The organism is Kitasatospora sp. NPDC029312 (assembly GCF_055569215.1).
The window spans coordinates 52,362-70,896 of the sequence record NZ_JBVHXY010000044.1 but is presented as its reverse complement, the minus strand read 5'-3'; the positions used below and the strand labels follow the sequence as shown (position 1 = coordinate 70,896).

At 75.6% G+C, this 18,535-nt stretch carries 10 protein-coding genes and 1 pseudogene; 6 read left to right on the top strand and 5 right to left on the bottom strand.

The features are described from left to right. Window positions 1-192 precede the first annotated feature (192 nt). Both ACZ4WV_RS28820 and ACZ4WV_RS28815 read right to left on the bottom strand, forming a co-directional pair. Window positions 193-1,488: pseudogene (locus ACZ4WV_RS28820) on the bottom strand (SpoIIE family protein phosphatase); the annotation flags it as partial. A gap of 212 nt (window positions 1,489-1,700) precedes the next feature. After that, window positions 1,701-3,086, bottom strand: a complete 1,386-nt coding sequence (locus tag ACZ4WV_RS28815) for an NAD(P)/FAD-dependent oxidoreductase (protein ID WP_465751560.1) — start codon at window positions 3,084-3,086, stop codon at window positions 1,701-1,703. A 639-nt stretch (window positions 3,087-3,725) separates the two neighbouring features. Here ACZ4WV_RS28815 and ACZ4WV_RS28810 point away from each other — a divergent pair. Next, complete coding sequence (locus ACZ4WV_RS28810) at window positions 3,726-4,490, top strand: TetR/AcrR family transcriptional regulator (RefSeq protein WP_465751559.1); 765 nt, start codon at window positions 3,726-3,728, stop codon at window positions 4,488-4,490. 382 nt (window positions 4,491-4,872) lie between these two features. Next, the gene (locus ACZ4WV_RS28805) at window positions 4,873-7,158 is read left to right on the top strand and encodes a sigma-70 family RNA polymerase sigma factor (RefSeq protein ID WP_465751556.1); all 2,286 of its coding nucleotides are present in this window, start codon (window positions 4,873-4,875) and stop codon (window positions 7,156-7,158) included. A 69-nt stretch (window positions 7,159-7,227) separates the two neighbouring features. Here ACZ4WV_RS28805 and ACZ4WV_RS28800 read toward each other — a convergent pair whose 3' ends face one another. Further along, window positions 7,228-7,932, bottom strand: coding sequence for a DsbA family oxidoreductase (locus tag ACZ4WV_RS28800; protein WP_465751555.1), 705 nt, complete (start codon window positions 7,930-7,932; stop codon window positions 7,228-7,230). Between the two features lie 98 nt (window positions 7,933-8,030). Next, a complete protein-coding gene (locus ACZ4WV_RS28795; protein ID WP_465751554.1) occupies window positions 8,031-8,552 on the bottom strand; it encodes a universal stress protein in 522 nt (173 codons plus the stop codon). Window positions 8,553-8,858: 306 nt separating this feature from the next. On the opposite strand from ACZ4WV_RS28795, the gene ACZ4WV_RS28790 reads away from it, so the two are divergent. Then, window positions 8,859-10,250: a condensation domain-containing protein gene (locus ACZ4WV_RS28790; protein WP_465751553.1), complete on the top strand. Its 1,392-nt coding sequence runs from the start codon at window positions 8,859-8,861 to the stop codon at window positions 10,248-10,250. Window positions 10,251-10,305: 55 nt separating this feature from the next. Here the strand turns inward: ACZ4WV_RS28790 and ACZ4WV_RS28785 are convergent, their stop codons facing one another. Beyond that, a complete protein-coding gene (locus ACZ4WV_RS28785) occupies window positions 10,306-12,456 on the bottom strand; it encodes an asparagine synthase-related protein (protein ID WP_465751552.1) in 2,151 nt (716 codons plus the stop codon). Between the two features lie 710 nt (window positions 12,457-13,166). Here ACZ4WV_RS28785 and ACZ4WV_RS28780 point away from each other — a divergent pair. The 3 genes from ACZ4WV_RS28780 to lhgO all read left to right on the top strand — a co-directional run bounded on the left by ACZ4WV_RS28780 (window position 13,167) and on the right by lhgO (window position 18,458). Next, window positions 13,167-14,594 (top strand): MFS transporter, encoded by a 1,428-nt coding sequence (locus ACZ4WV_RS28780; protein ID WP_350745095.1) that lies wholly within the window; start codon window positions 13,167-13,169, stop codon window positions 14,592-14,594. A 580-nt stretch (window positions 14,595-15,174) separates the two neighbouring features. Beyond that, entirely contained in the window at window positions 15,175-16,752 is a 1,578-nt protein-coding gene (locus ACZ4WV_RS28775) for a vWA domain-containing protein (protein ID WP_465751551.1), read from the top strand. Window positions 16,753-17,216: 464 nt separating this feature from the next. Next, window positions 17,217-18,458, top strand: a complete 1,242-nt coding sequence (lhgO, locus tag ACZ4WV_RS28770) for an L-2-hydroxyglutarate oxidase (protein ID WP_465751550.1) — start codon at window positions 17,217-17,219, stop codon at window positions 18,456-18,458. Window positions 18,459-18,535 lie beyond the last annotated feature (77 nt).

The window sequence follows — 18,535 nt, the reverse complement described above, 5'->3', positions numbered from 1 at the left end:
GATAAAACGAGCACAGCGAATAAGCACCGAGCCGCACCGCGCAAAGCGAAACGACCGGCACGAACCGGAAGTGGTGTTTCAGAGGATTGGCTACCTCGGGACCGTCCGCGCAGACGCGTGTCCGGTGCTCCCTGCCAGGCAGCTCGAAGAACACTAGACCTCTGGGATGGCCGAGTCAAGCGCCGCAACCGGATTCTCGGCGCCCTCCTCCGCCGGCAGGTGAAAGGCCAGGACGGCGACGTCGTCGTCGTGCTCCGAGGTCACTCCCATTGCTCGGAGCAGGCGGGAGCAGACCACGTCGGGGGCGCCGACCGCGCCGCTGAGGGTGCGGGCCAGTAGGTCCAGGCCCTGGTCGATGTCCTCGTCGCGGCGCTCGACCAGGCCGTCCGTATAGAGGACGCCGGTCGTCCCGGGGAGCAGGCGCAGGGTGTGGGAGACGTGGAGGCCGCCGCCGGTGCCGAGCGGGGGGCCGTTCTGCTCCTCGCTGCGCAGGATGGTGCCGTCCGGGCAGCGCAGCAGCATCGGGAGGTGACCGGCCGAGGCGTAGGAGAGGGTGCGGCGCTGCGGGTCCCAGACGGCGTAGGTGCAGGTGGCGATCTGGTTGGCGTCGATCTCCATGGCGAGGCCGTCGAGGAGGCGCATCACCTCGTGCGGGGGCAGGTCGAGGCGGGCGTACGCGCGGACGGCGGTGCGCAGCTGGCCCATCACGGCGGCCGCGCGCAGACCTCGGCCCATGACGTCGCCGATGACGAGGGCGGTGCGGCTGCCGTCGATGGCGATGACGTCGTACCAGTCGCCGCCGACGGCCGCCTCGGCTCCGCCGGGCTGGTAGGTGGCGGCGACCCGCAGGTCGGCCGGCTGGTCGAGCTTCTGCGGGAGGAGGCTGCGCTGGAGGGTGACCGCGGCCTCGCGCTGGCGGCGTTCGGCTTCGCGCAGCCGGGCGGCGGCGAGGACCTGGTCGGTGACTTCGGCGGCGAAGATCAGGACGCCGGCCGTCGGGCGCTCGGTGGGGGTGTCGCCGCCGTCGCCGGGGCCGAGCGGGACGCAGGAGACGTTGTAGTAGCGGTTGCCGGTGAGTCCGAGGATGCAGCGGGCCTTGACGCTGCGGGGGCGGCCGCCGCGGATGACCTGGTCCATCAGGGGCAGGACGCCCATGCTGGCGAGTTCGGGGAGGGCCTCGCCGGCGGGCCGGCCGGTGGGACGGTCGCCGAAGAGTTCGCGGTAGGCGCGGTTGGCGTAGCCGAGCTGGTGGAGCGGGCCGTAGGTGACGGCGACCGGCGCGGGGATCCGGTTGAGCACCTCGCGCAGGTTCTGGGGTTTGTGCGGGTCGAGGAGTTCGGCTGCGGTGGTGGGGCTGGTCGGGTCGCGGGGACTGGGGACGACGACGCCGTCGGTGGAGGGCGTGCCCTCGTCGGTGCCGGCCCCGGTGGGTGGGGCGGCACGCCAGGGGACTCCGGTGAGCCGGGCGCTCCAGCGCATGAGGTTCAAACGACGGCCGCTTCCTCGTTTTCCAGGCATATCATCACTTTTTGTGTGCACGACAGCACACGGGGTAATGACCAGTTCGGGCTGATCCTGTCAGGCGGAGGGCCGGTTCCGGAAGTCGCACGCCCGGCGTGGCCGTCGGATCCGTCGTCGCACGGAGGCAGCGACCTCGCTCATCGGGGCAGCGACCTCGCTCATCGAGGCGGGAGAGGAGTTCACCGGGGCGCGCCCGGCTCGGCGCCGGGCGGTCGGCCCGGGCCGGTGTCGAACCCGCCCTCGAAAGCCGAACGCGGGTGCTCCATGGCGCCGAGCGAGACCACCTCGCGGGAGAAGACGCCGCCCAGCACCCAGTCCATCAGGACCCGCACCCGCCGCTCGGTGCTCGGCAGCCGCCGAAGGTGCCGGGCCCGGTGCAGCCACCAGGCCCGCCGGCCGGTGAGCCGATCGCCGCGCCGGGTGTGGGCGACGGCCCGGCCCGGGCCGAGTGAGGTCGAGCAGGCGGCGGGGCCCGGCCGGTACGCGGCGAGGCCGGGCGCGTGCGGTCCGCCGTCCAGGGCCGTCGCGATGTTGCGGGCGAGCAGTTCGGCCTGGGCGAAGGCGTGCTGGGCGTTGGGCGCGCAGGGCGCGCCGTCCGCGTCGGGGTCGGGTACGGCGGCGCAGTCGCCGGCCGCCCAGACGCCGGGCAGGGCGCGGCCGTCCGCACCGACGGCCTGCAGGGTGGCCAGGCAGCGGACCCGGCCGAGGGTGTCCAGCGGCAGGTCGGTGTGGCGCAGCAGTGGGGAGGGCCGCACGCCCGCCGTCCACACCAGGGTGCGGGCGCCGAAGCGGCTGCCGTCGGAGAGGACGGCGACCTGCCCGGCCGCGGACTCCAGGGTGGTGCGCAGCCGGACGTCGACGCCGCGTTCGCGCAGCTGTCCGAGGGTGTGCTCGGCGAGTTCGGGCGACTCCTCGGCGAGGATCCGGTCCGTCGCCTCGACCAGGACCCAGCGCAGGTCCTCGGCGCGGACGTTGTGGTAGTCCCGCACGGCCGTGCGGACCATGTCCTCCAGTTCGGCGAGCGCGCCCACGCCCGCGTAGCCGGCGCCGACGAAGACGAAGGTGAGCGCGGCCTGGCGCAGCGCGGGGTCGCGGGTGGCGGAGGCGAGGTCGAGCTGCTCCAGCACGTGGTTGCGCAGGCCGACCGCGTCGCCGACGGTGGAGAAGCCGAGCCCGTGCTCGGCGAGGCCGGGGACGGGGGCCGTCCGGGACACCGAGCCTGGGGTCACCACCAGGAGATCGTAGGGCAGTTCGACCGGCGTCGGGGTCCCGCCGGGGCCGGCGGCGTCGGCCAGGGCGCGGCGGGCGGCGTGCTCGATCCTGGTGACCCGGGCGGTGATCACCCGGCAGTCCGGGAGTGCCCGGCGCAGCGGGACGACCACGTGCCGCGGGTCGATGGAGCCGGCCGCGACCTCGGCCAGCAGCGGGTGGTAGGTGAAGTAGGCCCGGGGCTCGACGACGGTGATCTCGACCTCGCCGCTCCGCAGCCGTTCCCGCAGGCCGCGTTGGAGGTGGAGGGCGGTGGCCGTCCCGGCGCAGCCTCCGCCGACGATCAGGATCCTGATGGTGCACCTCCTGCCGATGTGACGTTCCGCCCCGGCCCCGCGGCCGGGGGTGTCCCCCGTCACGCCCCCCTATGAAGGACCGGCCGGGGTGGTCTTGTCCACAGTCCGTACGGGGCGGCTTGCGACTGGAGTGACGGGCGTGGCCGGTTGTGCGTGCTGGACGAATTTCTGACGCACTTTCGGCCGCGAACAGGCGTGAACTATGGTCGGATTGTGTACCGGAGCGGCCACCGCCATGACAATCGGCGGCGACGCACCGTGGAGCGGCCATTACGGCCAGTTCCAGCGTTGGCGTGAGAACCCGACTGGGGGCCGGTCATCCGGGGAAAGGTAGTTCCCGGACAGGGCCCCGGTCGGTGCCGACGCGCCGAGCCGGACGTGAGGGCGGCCCGGCGGCACGACCGTGGTCACCGGAACGGGACGGGCGGCACTGACGATGGTTCATCAAGTCATTTCTGACGGGCTGAGCTGCACCGGGGGGTGCAGGGGCGGGCGACGACAGGGTCCGGATTCGGACGCCTGCGGGGGAGAGTTGGGATGATGGAACAGGAGCAGGTGTTGGGACGGGCGGGCGCACCGCACACCGGACAGGGCATGGTGCCGGAGCAGCGCGGCCCGGTGGACCTGCCGCAGGGCGGGATGTCCTACGCGGCCGTCCCGTACCGGGCGGATCCGCCGTCGGCGCCGGTGCCCGGGGCCCGGTTGCGGGTGGACGCCCGGCGGAACCTGGAGAGCGTGCTGCGCGCCGCCCGGGAGGTGTTCGGCGAGTTCGGCTACGGCGCTCCGATGGAGGAGGTCGCGCGCCGGGCCGGGGTCGGGGTCGGCACGGTGTACCGGCGCTTCCCGAGCAAGGAGGTGCTGGTCCAGCGGATCGCCGCCGAGGAGGTGGCCTGGCTGACGGCGCAGGCGCGGGAGTCGCTGTACGGCGGCGACGGCGCCTGGGACGCCCTGGCCGGGTACCTGGCGCGGGCGGTGAGCACCGGGGCCGGGCGGCTGCTGCCGCCGGAGGCGTTCCGGTACGCGGAGGAGCTGGGGCGGGTGCCCGAACAGCGGGCGCCGGAACCGCCGGCGTCGGTCCGCTTCGACCTGCGCGGCGAGGAGGTGCGCTCCGGTGCGGCGGCCGAGCCCTCGGCGGCGGACGCCGACCCCCGGCTGCTGCTGCAGCTGCTGGCCGCGCTGGTGGCGCGGGCCGGTGCGGCGGGTGAACTGCGGCCGGGCGTCACGGTGTCGGACGTGGTGCTGGTGCTGACGGCCTCGGTGCCGGTGCACGCGGCGCGGCCCTCGGTCTCGGCGCCGGCGGCGGCCGGTTTCACGGCGGTCGTTCCGCAGACGGACGGTCAACCTGCCGCCGGTCCGTCGGACCGGCTGTTGCAGATCCTGCTGGACGGTCTGCGGGCTCGCTGAACGCCCTTCGCGGGCCGGCCCGGGACGGGCGGGGGCTGCGGTGGACGCACCGGGCGGGCACGGTCGACGCGCCCGGCTGGTAAGGGAGTTGGCCCGCGCACCGGCGCGCGCACCGGGCACGCGCGCCGGGTGCGGGCGTCGCGCGACCCGGCTCCGCGCGTCGGGCGAACACATCCGCGACGGCCCCTCGGAAGAGTGGGTACCGGCCCGTCCGGCTACCGCCCCTCCCTGCGCTATGCCATTCTTTGCCCGTGGTTGGAGCCAATGTCCCGATGCGCGCCCTTCGCGCGCCGTCGGCGCCGTACGCCGGGGAACCGTGCGCCCACGCACTCCCGCGCGCCCTGCCACACTTCGGGGGCTGTCGTGGAATCTGGGGTCCGTTGTGAGCGCCGAGGAACAGAACGACTACGGGTACGGCCTCGACTTCGGAGGCCGCTACGGCAGCACCGCCGACGGCTCGGCCGCGGGCCCCAACGAAGTCGGCCCCGGCCAAGGACCGGGCCCCGCAGCGGGTTCGGGCGCCGGGCACGCCCCTGACCAGGCCGGGATGCCCGGCCGCGAGTCGCCGTCCGCCTCGGCCTCCGCCCTGCCGACCGGCCGGGTGCCGGGCCAGGCCCCGGCGGGCCGGGGCGGCGTCGCCCCCGAGGCCTTCGTCGGCGACGGCCGCCCGGCCCGTTCGACCCGCCCGACCGTGCCCGCCCCCGCCGACCCGGTGGACGGCGATCGCCCGCCCTCCGACGCCGAGTTGACCGCCCGGGTGCGGACCGGCGACGACACCGCGTACGAGGAGATCTACCGCCGGCACGCCGACTCGGTACGCCGCTACGCGCGCACCTGCTGCCGGGACAGCTTCACCGCCGAGGACCTCGCGGGCGAGGTCTTCGCCCGGACCCTGCAGGCGCTCAAGTCGGGCAAGGGCCCGGAGTTCGCCGTCCGCGCCTACCTGCTGACCGCCGTGCGCAACGTCGCCGCGGCCTGGACCCGCAGCGAGCGGCGCGAACAACTCGTCGACGACTTCGGCGTCTTCGCCCAGAGCTCGGCCGCCGTGGTCGACTTCGACCTGGCCGACCCCGGCGCCGACGCCTGGGCGATGGCGCTGGCCGACCAGCGCATGGTCATGCAGGCCTACGCCGAGCTCCCGGAGGACGACCGGGTGGTGCTCTGGCACACCGAGGTCGAACGGGAGTCGCCGAAGACCGTCGCGGTGATGCTCGGCAAGACCGCCAACGCCACCGCCGTCCAGGCCCACCGCGCCCGCGACCGGCTGGCCGCCGGCTTCCTCCAGGCGCACGTCTCCGGCAGCCAGGACAGCGCCTGCGAGGCGTACGCCAACCGGCTCGGGGCGTACGCGCGCGGCTCGCTGCGCAAACGGGCCTCGGCGGAGGTCGGCCGGCACCTCAGGGAGTGCGACCGCTGCACGGCGGCCTGTCTGGAGCTGACCGAGATCAACACCGGCCTGCGCGCACTGCTGCCCGGTGGGGTGCTGGTCTGGGTCGGGGTCGGCGGGTTCAGCGCCGCCGCGGCCGCCGTGGGTGGCGCCGCCGCGGTCGGCGGTGCGGCGGCGGCCGGCACGGCGGCGGCCTCCGCTGGGTCGTCCGGCGGTGCCGCGGGCGCCGCCGGGGCTGCCGGAGCCGCCGGAGCCTCGGGGGCTTCCGGGGCGTCGGGCGGGAGCGCGGCGGGTGCGGTCGCCGGCGAGGGCCTGGGCACCGCCGCCAAGGCCGGGATCGCCGCCGCCGTCGCGGTGGCCGCGGCCGCCGTCGCCGCGTACGCGCTGACCGGCTCGTCCGAGCCGAAGCCCCCGGCGGCCGCTCCCCCGGTCACCTCCGCACCGGCGGCGCCCGCGCCGCCGCAGCCCGCACCGGCGGCCCCCACCCCGGCCTCCGCGCCCAGCAGCGCCGCCCCGGCCCCGGAGCAGCCCATCCCGGAGCAGCCGGCGCCGAGCCCCAGCGCCAGCCCGGAACCGACACCGTCGCCCCGGCCGACCCGGGCCCCGGTGGTCACCCCGGCACCGAAGAGCGCGCCGCCCCCGGCCGCCGGCACGCCGGCCCCCGCGCCGGTGGTTCCGGTGCCGGTCGTCCCGACGCTGGTCGTCCCGACGCTGGTCGTCCCGACGCCGACCCTGCCGCCGGTGCCGACGCCGGTGGTGCCGGTCGTCCCGACGCCGACCCCGCCGCCGGTTCCCACCCCGACGATCACCCCGCCCTCGCCGCCCGCCCCCGCCGACTACTGGGGCGACTCCCTGCCCGTGGTCAAGCCGGGCAAGCACCGGACTCCGCCGGAGGGGCCGAGCATCCGGCGCAAGGGCAGCGACAAGTTCCGGCAGCGCGACGGCGCGCGGATCGGCGGCGCGTACCTGCCGCACGCCATCACCGCGCACGCGCCGGCGACCACGCTGATCGACCTCAACCGCGGTTGCACGGCCTTCGACGCGCTCGCCGGCGTGGACGACGCCACGCTCACCCCGGGCGGCGTGGTGTTCTCCGTCCAGGACGGCGACGGCGGCACCCTGTGGAGCTCCCGCGCGCTCGCCGTCGGGGACGACGCGGTACCGGTGCACGTGCCGCTGGCCGACCGGAAGTCGATCAAGCTGGTGGTCACGCCGGTGCACGGCATCTGGTCCGCGCTCAACGTCGCCGACTGGGCCGAGGCCCGCTTCCGGTGCTCCTGACGGCTCCCGGTACGGGCCCCGGCGGCGCTGCCGCCCGCTTCGGCGCGGCGCCCGGTGCGGCGCGGGCGCTCAGATCGCGCAGGCGCCGTCCGCGCAGGCCTCACCCGCCGGGGCGACCTGCACCGGCGCGGGGCGGCGCTCGCCGATCTCGGCGGCGACCTGCTCCAGCACCTTGCGGAAGGTCTCGGCCTCCTGGCCGCCCTGGACCGCCCACGTGCCCTCGAACACGAAGGTCGGCACCGCCGTGATGCCCAGCTCACGGGCCTCGGCCAGCTGGGCCCGCACCTCGGCGGAGCCCTCGTCACCCGCCAGGTAGGCGGCCACCCGCTCGCGGTCCAGGCCCGCCGCGACCGCGACGTCGGTCAGCGCGGCGCGGTCGCCGACGTCCACGCCGTCGCTGAAGTGCGCCTTCAGCAGGGCCTCCTTGACCCGGCCTTGTGCCTCGGCGCCGTACTCGGTCTCGGCGAGGTGCAGCAGGCGGTGGCCCAGGAAGGTGTTGGCGTGCAGGGCGGCGTCGAAGTCGTACGTGATGCCCTCGGCGAGGCCCAGCTCGGCCACCCGGGCGTCCATCGCCACCGACTGCGGGCCGTACCGCTCGGCCAGCCAGGCACGGTGCGGGCTCGCCGTCGCGGGCGCGTCCGGGACCAGCTGGTAGGGGCGGTACACGACCTCGACGTCCTCCTTGCCCGGGAAGTCCGCCAGGGCCTGCTCGAAGCGGCGCTTACCGATGTAGCACCAGGGGCAGGCGATGTCGGACCAGATCTCGACCTTCATGTCGGGGGCTCCAAGGGCGTCTGGGGGGGCGGAGGTACGAGATGGGTGAACGATGAACCATCTCGGCGCATTCCCGGCACCCGGGCCCTTTCCGCTGGTCAGGCCTCCGCGGGCGCCGGAACCACCAGCACCGGGCAGGCCGCGTGGTGCACCGCCGCCGAGCTCACCGATCCCAGCAGCAGCCGGGCGAAGCCGCCGTTGCCCCGGGTGCCGAGCACCAGGGTGTGCTGCCGGGTCGACGCCTCCAGCAGCACCTCGATCACGTTGCCCAGCACCACGTGCAGCGACATCTCCCCGGCGAACGGCCGCGCCCGCTGCCGCAGCACGGTGCCCACCGCCCGGCGCAGGCCGTCCGCCATGCTCTCGACCAGCGTCTCCACGCTCTCCTGCACCAGCTCCGCCATTCCCGGCGGGTACCCGGCCGGTGCCGGGTTCACCACGGCCAGCACGTACAGCGGCAGGCCGAACGACTCCGCCTCGGTCATCGCCCGGTCCAGCGCCCACAGCGAACCGTCCGACCCGTCGCACGCCGCCAGCACCCCGGGCGGACGCCCCGTCGGCGGCCGCCCGAGCACCGACAGCACCACGGGAACGTCCTGCTCCGGGCTCACACCGGCCACCACGCACTCCCCTCGCCCTGGGCTTCGACAGCTCCGCCATCATCACCCGCTCCGCGTGACCCGGCGGGCCAGCCGCGCCGGACGGTGGGGCACGGTGGCCCCGGCCCGCCGGTCGTACCCGCCGGAAACGGGGAGCCCCCGGACCGGACCGTTGCCGCCCGACCGCCGGCTCGTTGGGTTGGGTCAGTGATGGTGCTGGTGGGAGGGGCCGGATGGCGGTGTGGGTGACGGTGGCACCACGGCTGTCCCGCCGGGCGGGTACCACGACCGTGTCTCTCTGCCCCCTGTGCGAATGGAGATGTCCACGTGCTAGTGACCGACATCCATCGGTGCGAGGTCCGGCCCGGACTGCTCGTCGAGTGGACGCTCGATCCGGCGGCCATCGAAGCGGCGACCGGCCTGCCGGAGGATTCCCGGCCACCGGCGTACGTCCAGGAGTCGCACATCAGGACGGCACGGTCCGTGCGCGAGGACGGCCTGTTCGTGCCGACCTGGCTCGGCGCGGCATTCGACATCCCGGGCGTGGCCGATCTCGACCTGCTCCAGGACGCCCTGCGGAGCTGGACGCTCCGGCACGAGACGCTGCGCAGCGGCTTCCGCTGGGTCGGCGACGACATGCGCCGGTTCACGCTCGACGCCGAGGCCGTGTCGCTCCACCGCGACGTGGTCGGCGACTTCCCGGACGCGGACGCACTGGTGCGGCACCTCCAGGACCGCTTCGACGTCGCGGCGGACGCGCTCAGCTGGCCGAACTTCATCTACACGGCGGTCGTCCGGGAGGACTGCACCAGCGTGTACATGGCCTTCGACCACAGCAACGTCGACTCGTACTCCCTCCAACGCGTGCCCGCCGAGATCCACGAGCTCTACACGGCGGGCGTCGAGGGCCGCTCCGTGCCGCGGACACCGGTCAGCAGCTACATCGACTTCTGCGAGATCGAGCGGGCCGACGCCGACCGGATCGACGACACCCACGTGATCGTCGCCCGCTGGCGGGAGTTCATCCACCGGTGCGAGGGGAAGCTGCCGAACTTTCCCGTCGATCTCGGGCTGGAACCCGGCGGCACGCTCCCCACCCAGAAGCTCATGCACGAGATGCTCGTGGACGCCGACGACGCCGCCGCGTTCGAGTCCTACTGCCGGCCTTTCGGCGGGACCCTGGCCGGCCTCCTGGCCGCCACGAGCCTCATCGTCCACCGGATCGGCGGGCAGTCCGTCTACCGCACGGTCGTGCCGTTCCACACCAGGGCGAAGTCCCGATGGACGGACTCCGTGGGCTGGTACGTCGGTGGCGCGCCGATCGAGATCCCCACGGCGAGGTCACCCGAGTTCCGGAGCGCCCTGGAGTCGGCGCACGTCGCGCTGCGCGCCAACCGGTCACTGGCTCGCCTGCCGATCGGCCGGGTGCTCCACCTGCTCGGCTCGGACTTCCGCCCGACGTCCCCCGACCTGTACTCGATCTTCTCGTTCGTCGATGCCCGGGGCCTGCCGGGGTCCGAGCGGTGGAGGGAGCTCAAGGCGTACAGCCTCGTCAGGGTGTCGCACGGAGACCAGGTGTGCGCGTGGACCTACCGGTTCCACGAGGGCCTGCAGTTCGCGAGCCGCTACCCGGACACCGATGTCGCGTACAAGAACATGCGGCTGTACGTCGAACAGCTGCGGGACGTCATCATCTCGGTGGCCCGGCAAGGATCCTGAGGCCGCGAGCGGCTGACCGCCCCGAGGCGAGGAACCGCCCGGCGGTGGTGGGGCTTCAGGAGGTGAGGGCCGGGAGACGGGGGTGGGGGAGGCCGGTCCAGCAGGCGCCGTGGCGGCGGGCGCGGAGGCGGCGGAGCCAGAGTTCGGTGGAGACCAGGTCGGCGAGGCCGGCGAGGGCGGCTGGGGAGAGGGGGGTGGCGGAGTCGGTGGAGCGGGCGAGGCCGGCGCGGACGGCGGGGAGGTCGATCAGGCCGGCTTCGGCGAGGAGGGGGGCGTCGAAGAGTTCGGCGAGGCCGTCGGCGGCGAGGCGCAGGCCGGCCCGGATGGGGGCGGTGCGGTCGGGGCGGGGGCCGCGGCCCCAGTCGGGGGGCAGGTCGGTGCGGCCGGCGCCGGTGAGGACGGCGTGCAGGAGGGCGTGCCGGGCGCCCGGTTGGAGACGGACGTCGTCGGGGAGTAGCCGGGCGGCGCGGACCACCTGATTGTCGAGGAAGGGCGCGTGCAGTCGCTGGCCGGGGCGTTCGGCGGCGTGCATGAGCGTGCGGTAGGAGCGTGCCTGCCGGTAGAGGGCGTGCCGGGCGCGGTGCGCGCCCGGGTGTTCCTCGGGCGCCGGTTTGCGCGCCGCCAGGCGGAGCCTCAGGGCCACCGCGGAGAGCGCCTCGTCGGAGAGCCAGCGGGCCGCCGGGCCGGGGACGCACCAGGCGAGGTCGACGGCGGAGCGGTCGCCCGCGGTGCCGGCGCCGTCCGGGACGTGCCGGGCGGTCAGCTTGGCGGCCGCCTCGTCCAGCGCCTCGGCGTAGCGGATCCGGGAGAGCCGGTGGGCGGCCCGGACCACGGTGAGCGGGGTGCGCAGCGCTCCGGCCAGGACGCCGGCGACGGCGCGGTCGGCGCCGGCCAGCGCGGCGACCGGCGGCAGCAGTTCGCGGGGCCGGCCGGCCCGGATCAGGTCGGCGAGCCGGGCCGGGTGGCCGTCGAGCACCTGGCGGGCGCCGTAGCCGGTGAGGTGGTCGGTGCCGCCGGCGTCGAAGCGGGCCTCGGCGCGGGCGGCGGCGACGAGTTCGGGGCCGGGTTCGTCGGTGAGCCGGCCGGACTGCGGGTCGGTGCGCAGTCCGGCGTACGGGAGGGTGTCGGGGCCCGGGTCGAGCACGGTGTGCCGCAGCCGCGGGGTGTCGGGGGCGAGTGCGAGGGTGGTCGGCGGGTCGGTCTCGCCGATCGTGACGGCGGCCAACTGCTCGGGGGCCGAGGGTTCCTGGACTGCGGTGCGGGCCCAGGACCCCTTGACGGCGCCGTTCCTTGCGCCGGTGGCCGACGCCGGGAGGGCGCCCGCGGTGGCCATGTTGGCCGCGGAGGGTGCCGGTGGCAGGGGTACGGCGGCGGCGAGCAGGGCGACGGTGGCGGAGGCGGTGCCGTACGAGAGGTCGACGCCGAGCCGGGCGCGCCCGGTGAGAGCGGCGGCCGGGGCGGTGGTGCGGACCCGCGAGCGGACGGACTCCAGCAGGGCGCGGGTGAGTTCGCGGATGGCGGGTGCCTCGTCGCGCGGCTGTTCGGCGCCGGGCGGTTCGTCGTACGCGTCGACGTAGGGGCGGCCGCCGCGGATGGCGAGCACGTGACCGGGCGGCACCCGCTGGACGCCGAGGTACGGCGTGCCGGTGCCGAGGGCCTCGGGCGATTCCGGGCAGGCGAGCCGGGCGGCGAGGTGGCCGGTGTCCAGCGGGGCGCCGACCAGGTCGGCGAGCGGGAGGGCGGCGGTGGCGTAGGCGGTGCCGCCGGCCCAGGGGGTGTGGAAGACGGGCTGGGCGCCGGCCAGGTCGGTGAGCAGCAGGGTGGAGCGGGTGCCGGCCCGGAGCACCACGGTGTAGCTGCCGGGCCAGGCGGTCAGGTGCCGGACGGCGCCGCCGCGGGCGGCGGCGAGGCCGGCGGCGAGTTCGGCGTCGGTGGCGCCGCAGTGGCCGAGGACGGCAAGCCGGCTGGTGGCGGGGGTGTCCTCGCCGGGGTCGGGGGCGGTCGGGCCGGTGCTGACCGCGGCGGGGGCGCCGGGGCGCAGGGTGACCAGGCGGATCTCCTCGGGCCGCCAGTCGCCCACGGCCCAGAGCGGGTTGGGGCCGGTCCACAGGGGGCGCGCGGCGATGGGCGCCACCGCGGCGAGGGCCTCGTGCACCGGCGCGCCCGCTCGGGGCGTGCCCGTGCTCCAGCCCGTCAGCCACCGCATCGCGCCTCCACCGGACGAGGACCTGCACTCGCTCGGCGCGTCCGGCGCCGGGCGGGCGGCCGGGTGGGCGGCCGGGGCGGCCGGCACGCACGTCCGGGCGTGCCCTTCGGTCCGGCGCGCCGTCTGGAGACATCGTGCCACCACCGGGCGCCGCCGGGGCGGGTGTTGCCGGTTCCGCTTCCGTTTCGGCGCGGGATGCGAACGTGCGTGCCAGCGAAGCGGGTTCGGGCGGGCCGGGCCTCCCCCTCCCCGGCCCGGACCGCCCGGGGGCGCCTTTGGCATGGGCATCGCGAGATGGCCGAAAGGCGTCGCCCAGCCCGGGAGGGCATCCGCATGCCCTCCCGGACTCAGCCGCCGCCCGCGGGGATGGAAGCGGCGGTATCCCCCGGCCCGCCGGGTCCTCGACGGCGGGCCGACCCACGACCACCAGCGAATCGCCGAGCAGCCGGTCGGGCCAGGGGGCACACCCGGGCGCACGTGAACACGGGACCGGAGCACGACGCTCCGGCGCGTGGCGCACCCGATCCGCTCCGGGTGGTCCGGACCAACTCCCGCACCCGCCTGGGGCGGTGCGGCCGGGTGCGCGATCCCGCCATCCGGAATGCGGCCTCTTAACCGTCGGAACGCGTCCGACTACTCTAGGTACAGCAGCTACGGCCCGGTGCCGCCCGGGCCCCGCGCACAAGGCCGCAGGAGGTGCCGCCGCCACCATGACCGTCAGCCCACGTGGACCGAACGAACGGCTCGGCACGCTCCTGACCCTCGCCCAGATCAGCAACGCCGGACTCGCCCGCCGGGTCAACGACCTCGGCGCACAACGCGGGTTGACGCTGCGCTACGACAAGACCTCGGTGGCCCGCTGGGTCAGCAAGGGCATGGTCCCGCAGGGGCCCGTCCCGCACCTGATCGCCACCGCGATCGGCGGCAAGCTCGGCCGGCCCGTCCCGCTGGAGGAGATCGGCCTGGGCGACACCGACCCGGCGCCCGAACTCGGCCTGGCCTTCCCGCGCGACGTCGCCGACGCGGTCCGCTCCGCCACCGACCTGTTCCGGGTCGACCTCGACCTGCGCCGGGGGCCCGGCGGGGGCCGCTGGAGCGACAGCCTGGCCGGCACCTTCTCCGTCGCCGCGTACGCGACGCCCGTCTCCCGCTGGCTGATCAACCCGGCGGACGGCTCGGTGGCGCGCGAGGCGCCGCGTTCGCCGAGCGAGAGCTCCTCCTACCGGGTCGGCCAGTCGGACGCCGCGAAGCTCCGGGAGGCCGCCCAGGAGGCCCGCCGCTGGGACTCCAAGTACGGCGGCGGCGACTGGCGTTCGTCGATGGTGCCGGAGTGCCTGCGGGTGGAGGCGGCGCCGCTGCTGCTCGCCTCGTACAGCGACGCGGTCGGCCGGGCGCTGTTCGGCGCGACGGCCGAACTGACCAGGCTGGCGGGCTGGATGGCCTTCGACACGGGCCAGCACGAGGCCGCGCAGCGCTACTACATCCAGGCCCTGCGGCTCGCCCGGGCCGCCGCCGACGTGCCGCTCGGCGGCTACGTGCTCGCCTCGATGAGCCTGCAGGCCGGCTACCGGGGCTTCGCCGAGGAGGCCGTCGACCTCGCCCAGGCCGCGCTGGAGCGCAACCGGGGCCTGGCCACCGCCCGGACCATGAGCTTCTTCCACCTGGTGGAGGCACGGGCCCAGGCGAAGGCCCGCAATGCGGCGGCGTGCGCGACGGCGCTCGGCGCGGCGGAGAGCGCGCTCGAACGCGCGCGCGCCGGGGATCCCGATCCGGCGTGGATCGACTTCTACGCCTACGACCGGCTCGCCGCCGACGCCGCGGAGTGCTTCCGCGACCTCGGAGTGCCCTCCAAGGTCCGGCAGTTCACCCGCGAGGCGCTGGCCAAGCCCACCGAGGGCTTCGTCCGCTCGCACGGCCTGCGGCTGGTGGTCTCGGCGATGGCCGAGGCGGAGGCCGGCAACCTGGACGCCGCGGTGGCCGCCGGCGAACGCGCCGTCGAGGTGGCCGGCCGGATCTCCTCCCAGCGCAGCCGGGAGTACGTGGTCGAGATGCTGCGACGCCTGGAGCCATTTCAGGGTGAACGCCGAGTACGGGAATTGACGGAACGGGCGCGGGCGGTGATCGTCGCTCCGGCGTGAGGACCGCTCCGGCGTAAGCGGCGCGCATCCGCCGGTAAATCAGGTGCACCGGCGGGAGGGGCCTGGCTATGGTCTCTCTCGTCCAGGTGCGCAGGCAGAGGTTACTTCCACTCCTCATGGGCGGGTCGCGGGTTCGAGTCCCGTCACCGGTATTCCGTACCGGTGTAGCTCAGTCGGCAGAGCAGCTTCGTCACCTCAGCCGATCCGGAACTCTGGACACCCACATGTGAATAGGAATTCCGCACCTCCCGGTGCGACGGCAGCGGTTACTTCTGGCAGACGCCGGTATTCCGGCGTAGCGGTTCGAGCCCGCGAAACACCGCCGCCCATCCGATCTCGGGAGGCATCGCGCTTCGGAGTGCCCGGTGCGCAGGCGGGGGTTACTTCGGATCTTGCGGTTCCGGGTTCAAATCCCGGGCGTGCCGTGCGCGAGCGCGGCCGCTAGCTCAATCCGGTAGAGCACAAGGCATACACCTCCGCCGACGTCGGCCGTCCCACGGCCGGCACGATCTCGGGCACCCCGCACAGCCGTATGCCTCCCTCCCGTCCACACCACCAGCAGACCGAGGGGGGCTGTCGTATGTCCAGGTTCAATCTCCGCAAGGCCAAGGCGGGTCCGAGCTCGCCGGTGACCACGACCGGGCAGCGCGGCCTCACCCACGAGGGTGGTGCCGGCCACACCCGGGACCGCAAGTCCGAACTCTTCCTCCTGTCGATCGCCAACATGGTCGGCCGGGACACCTTCTACGAGCGCGGCGGCGACCGCGACGACCGCTACACCGCGCTGGTGCGCGAACTCGCCGTCGCCGAGCCGGAGTGGACCCTCGGGCTGCTGCGCTGGCTGCGGTACGGGGCTCAGATGCGCACCGCCGCGCTGGTCGGCGCCGCCGAGTTCACCCGGGCCCGGCTGGACGCGGGCGCCCACGGCTACTCCCGGCAGGCCGTCGACGCCGTGCTGCGGCGCGCCGACGAGCCCGGCGAGCTGCTCGCGTACTGGACCTCGCGCTACGGCCGGGCGCTGCCCAAGCCGCTCAAGCGCGGGGTCGCGGACGCGGTGCGGCGGCTGTACGACGCGCGTTCACTGCTCAAGTACGACACCGCGACCAAGGGCTACCGCTTCGGTGACGTCCTGGAGTTGACCCACCCGACGCCCGACCCGGACAAGCCCTGGCAGGGCGCGCTGTTCGGCTACGCACTGGACCGCCGGCACCGGCCCGAGGAGGCCGTTCCGCCCGCGGCCCTGCCGCTGCTGACCGCCAACCGCGAGCTGCTGGCGCTGCCTGTGGCGGAGCGTCGGGCGGCCGCGACCGCCGAGGGCGGTGCCGAACGGCTGGCCGCCGCCGGACTGACCTGGGAGGCGCTGGCGGGCTGGCTCCACGGGCCGCTGGACGCCGCGGTCTGGGAGGCGGTCATCCCCTCGATGGGGCCGATGGCGCTGGTGCGGAACCTGCGCAACTTCGACAAGGCCGGGGTGTCGGACGAGGCCGCGGCCGAGGTGGCCCGGCGGATCTCGGACCGGGGCGAGGTGCGGCGCTCGCGCCAGTTCCCGTTCCGCTACCTGGCCGCGTACCGGCACGCGCCCTCGCTGCGCTGGGGGCACGCGCTGGAGACGGCGCTCGCCCACTCGCTCGCCAACGTGCCCGAGCTGCCCGGCCGGACGCTGATCCTGGTCGACCGCTCCGGCTCGATGTTCGACCGGCCCAGCGCGCAGACCGAACTCAACCGGGCGGACTCGGCGGCGATCTTCGGCACCGCGCTCAAGGTCCGGGCTGCGGAGGCGGACCTGGTCGAGTTCGGCACCACCAGCCGGGTGATCGAGGTCGGCCGGGGCGACGCGGTGCTGCGGGTGCTGGATCGTTTCAGCAGCCTGGGCGGCACCAACACCGCCGAGGCCGTCCGCACCCACTACCGGGGCCACGACCGGGTCGTCATCGTCACCGACGAGCAGACCGGCTTCGGCTACCGGGGCAGCGATCCGCTTGCCGCCGTGCCGGCCCAGGTGCCCGTCTACACCTGGAACCTGGCCGGCTACGCCCACGGCCACGGGCCCAGCGGCGGCGCCAACCGGCACACCTTCGGCGGGCTCAGCGACGCGGCCTTCCGGCTGATCCCGCTTCTGGAGGCGGGGACGAACGCCGGGTGGCCCTGGGAGGCGTAGCCGGGGGGCGGCGGCCGCACCGGATCGGGGGACCGGTGGGGCGCGCTGCGTCGACGCCGGGGGGTGCGGCGCATGTGGCCAGGGGGGCGCATGCGCCGCATCGCGGCCGCGCACGGGGGGAGGGGGCGGCGAGGCCCGGCTGGGAGGGGGACGGAGCCACCGGGGGGTGGCTCCGCCGACACCGGAGGTGGGCGGCGGAACCACGCCGCCCACCTCGGCATGCCCGACCGGCCCGGGCCCCGCCACCGTCCGCGGACGACCGCGCCGGACCACCGCGCCGGACGACCTGACCGGATCACCGACGGCGCGCCCCGCGCGGCGGAGCCTTCACGGGCCGACCGCCGCGCCGGGCGACGCCCGCGCCGCAGCCGAGAGGCCCCCTCGACCCCCACCGGCCCCCGTGGCAGCATCGGCGACAGGCGACAGGCGGCAGGCACGGACCAGGCGGCAGGCGGGAGCGCGCGGTGGCAGGCGAGGGCGAGTTCGATGTCGTGGTGGTGGGCGGCGGGATCGTCGGCCTGGCCACCGCCCACGCGCTGACCCGGACCCGGCCCGGCCTGCGGCTCGCCGTCCTGGAGAAGGAGCCCGGCTTCGCGGCCCACCAGACCGGGCGCAACAGCGGGGTGATCCACAGCGGCGTCTACTACCGCCCCGGTTCGTACAAGGCCCGCTTCGCCGTCGCGGGCGCCGCCGAGCTGGTGGAGTTCTGCCGCGAGCACGGCGTCCCGTACGAGGTGACCGGCAAGCTGATCGTGGCCACCCACGCCGCCGAACTGCCCCGACTGGCCGCGCTGGCCGAGCGGGGGCGGGCCAACGGCATCCCGGTGACCGAACTGGACCGGGCCGGGATCGCCCGGTACGAACCGGAGGTCAGCGGCCTGGCCGGGCTGCACGTCGGGACGACCGGCATCTGCGACTTCCCGGCCGTCGCGACGACCTACGCCCGGCTGGCCCGGGAGGCGGGCGCCGAGCTGCGGCCCGGCACGGAGGTGCGGACGGTGGCCAGGCGCCGGGACGCCGTGACGGTCGACACCGCGGACGGGGAGCTGCGCGCCCGGGTGCTGGTGAACTGCGCCGGGCTGCACAGCGACCGGATCGCCCGGCTGGCCGGGGACGACCCCGGCGTGCGGATCGTGCCGTTCCGCGGCGAGTACTACGAACTCGCCGAGCAGCGGCGGGACTTGGTGCGCGGCCTGGTCTACCCGGTGCCCGACCCGGCCTTCCCCTTCCTCGGCGTGCACCTCACCCGGGGCATCCACGGGGCCGTCCACGTCGGCCCGAACGCGGTGCCCGCGCTGGCCCGCGAGGGCTACGACTGGCGCACCGTCCGTCCGCGCGACCTGGCCGACACCCTCGCCTTCCCCGGCACCTGGCAGATCCTGCGCCGGCACTGGCGCCACGAGGTCGGCGAGCTGCACCGCTCGCTGTCCAAGCGGGCGTTCACCGCGGCCGTCCAGCGCCTGCTGCCCGCCGTGACCGCCGCCGACCTGCTGCCGACCGCCGCCGGGGTACGCGCCCAGGCGGTGGCCCGGGACGGCTCGCTGCTGGACGACTTCGCCTTCGCTGGCTTCGACCCCGACGACCCGCGCTCCCCGCGCCGCACCGTCCACGTGCTGAACGCGCCGTCCCCCGCCGCGACGGCCTCGCTGCCGATCGGCCGCGAGGTGGCCCGCCGGGCGCTGGCCGCACTGGAGGCGGGCGGATGAGCCGCGCGGCGGGGACCGCGGCGAACCGCCCGCTCCTCCCCCGGCCGAACCGCCCGCTCCTCCCCCGGCCGAACCGG

Bases quoted from the DNA above. Each gene is read 5' to 3' on its own strand.
- ACZ4WV_RS28785 (WP_465751552.1), bottom strand. From the start codon at position 12,456: ATGCGGTGGCTGACGGGCTGGAGCACGGGCACGCCCCGAGCGGGCGCG.
- ACZ4WV_RS28810 (WP_465751559.1), top strand. From the start codon at position 3,726: ATGTCCTACGCGGCCGTCCCGTACCGGGCGGATCCGCCGTCGGCGCCG.
- ACZ4WV_RS28780 (WP_350745095.1), top strand. From the start codon at position 13,167: ATGACCGTCAGCCCACGTGGACCGAACGAACGGCTCGGCACGCTCCTG.
- ACZ4WV_RS28775 (WP_465751551.1), top strand. From the start codon at position 15,175: ATGTCCAGGTTCAATCTCCGCAAGGCCAAGGCGGGTCCGAGCTCGCCG.
- ACZ4WV_RS28800 (WP_465751555.1), bottom strand. From the start codon at position 7,932: ATGAAGGTCGAGATCTGGTCCGACATCGCCTGCCCCTGGTGCTACATC.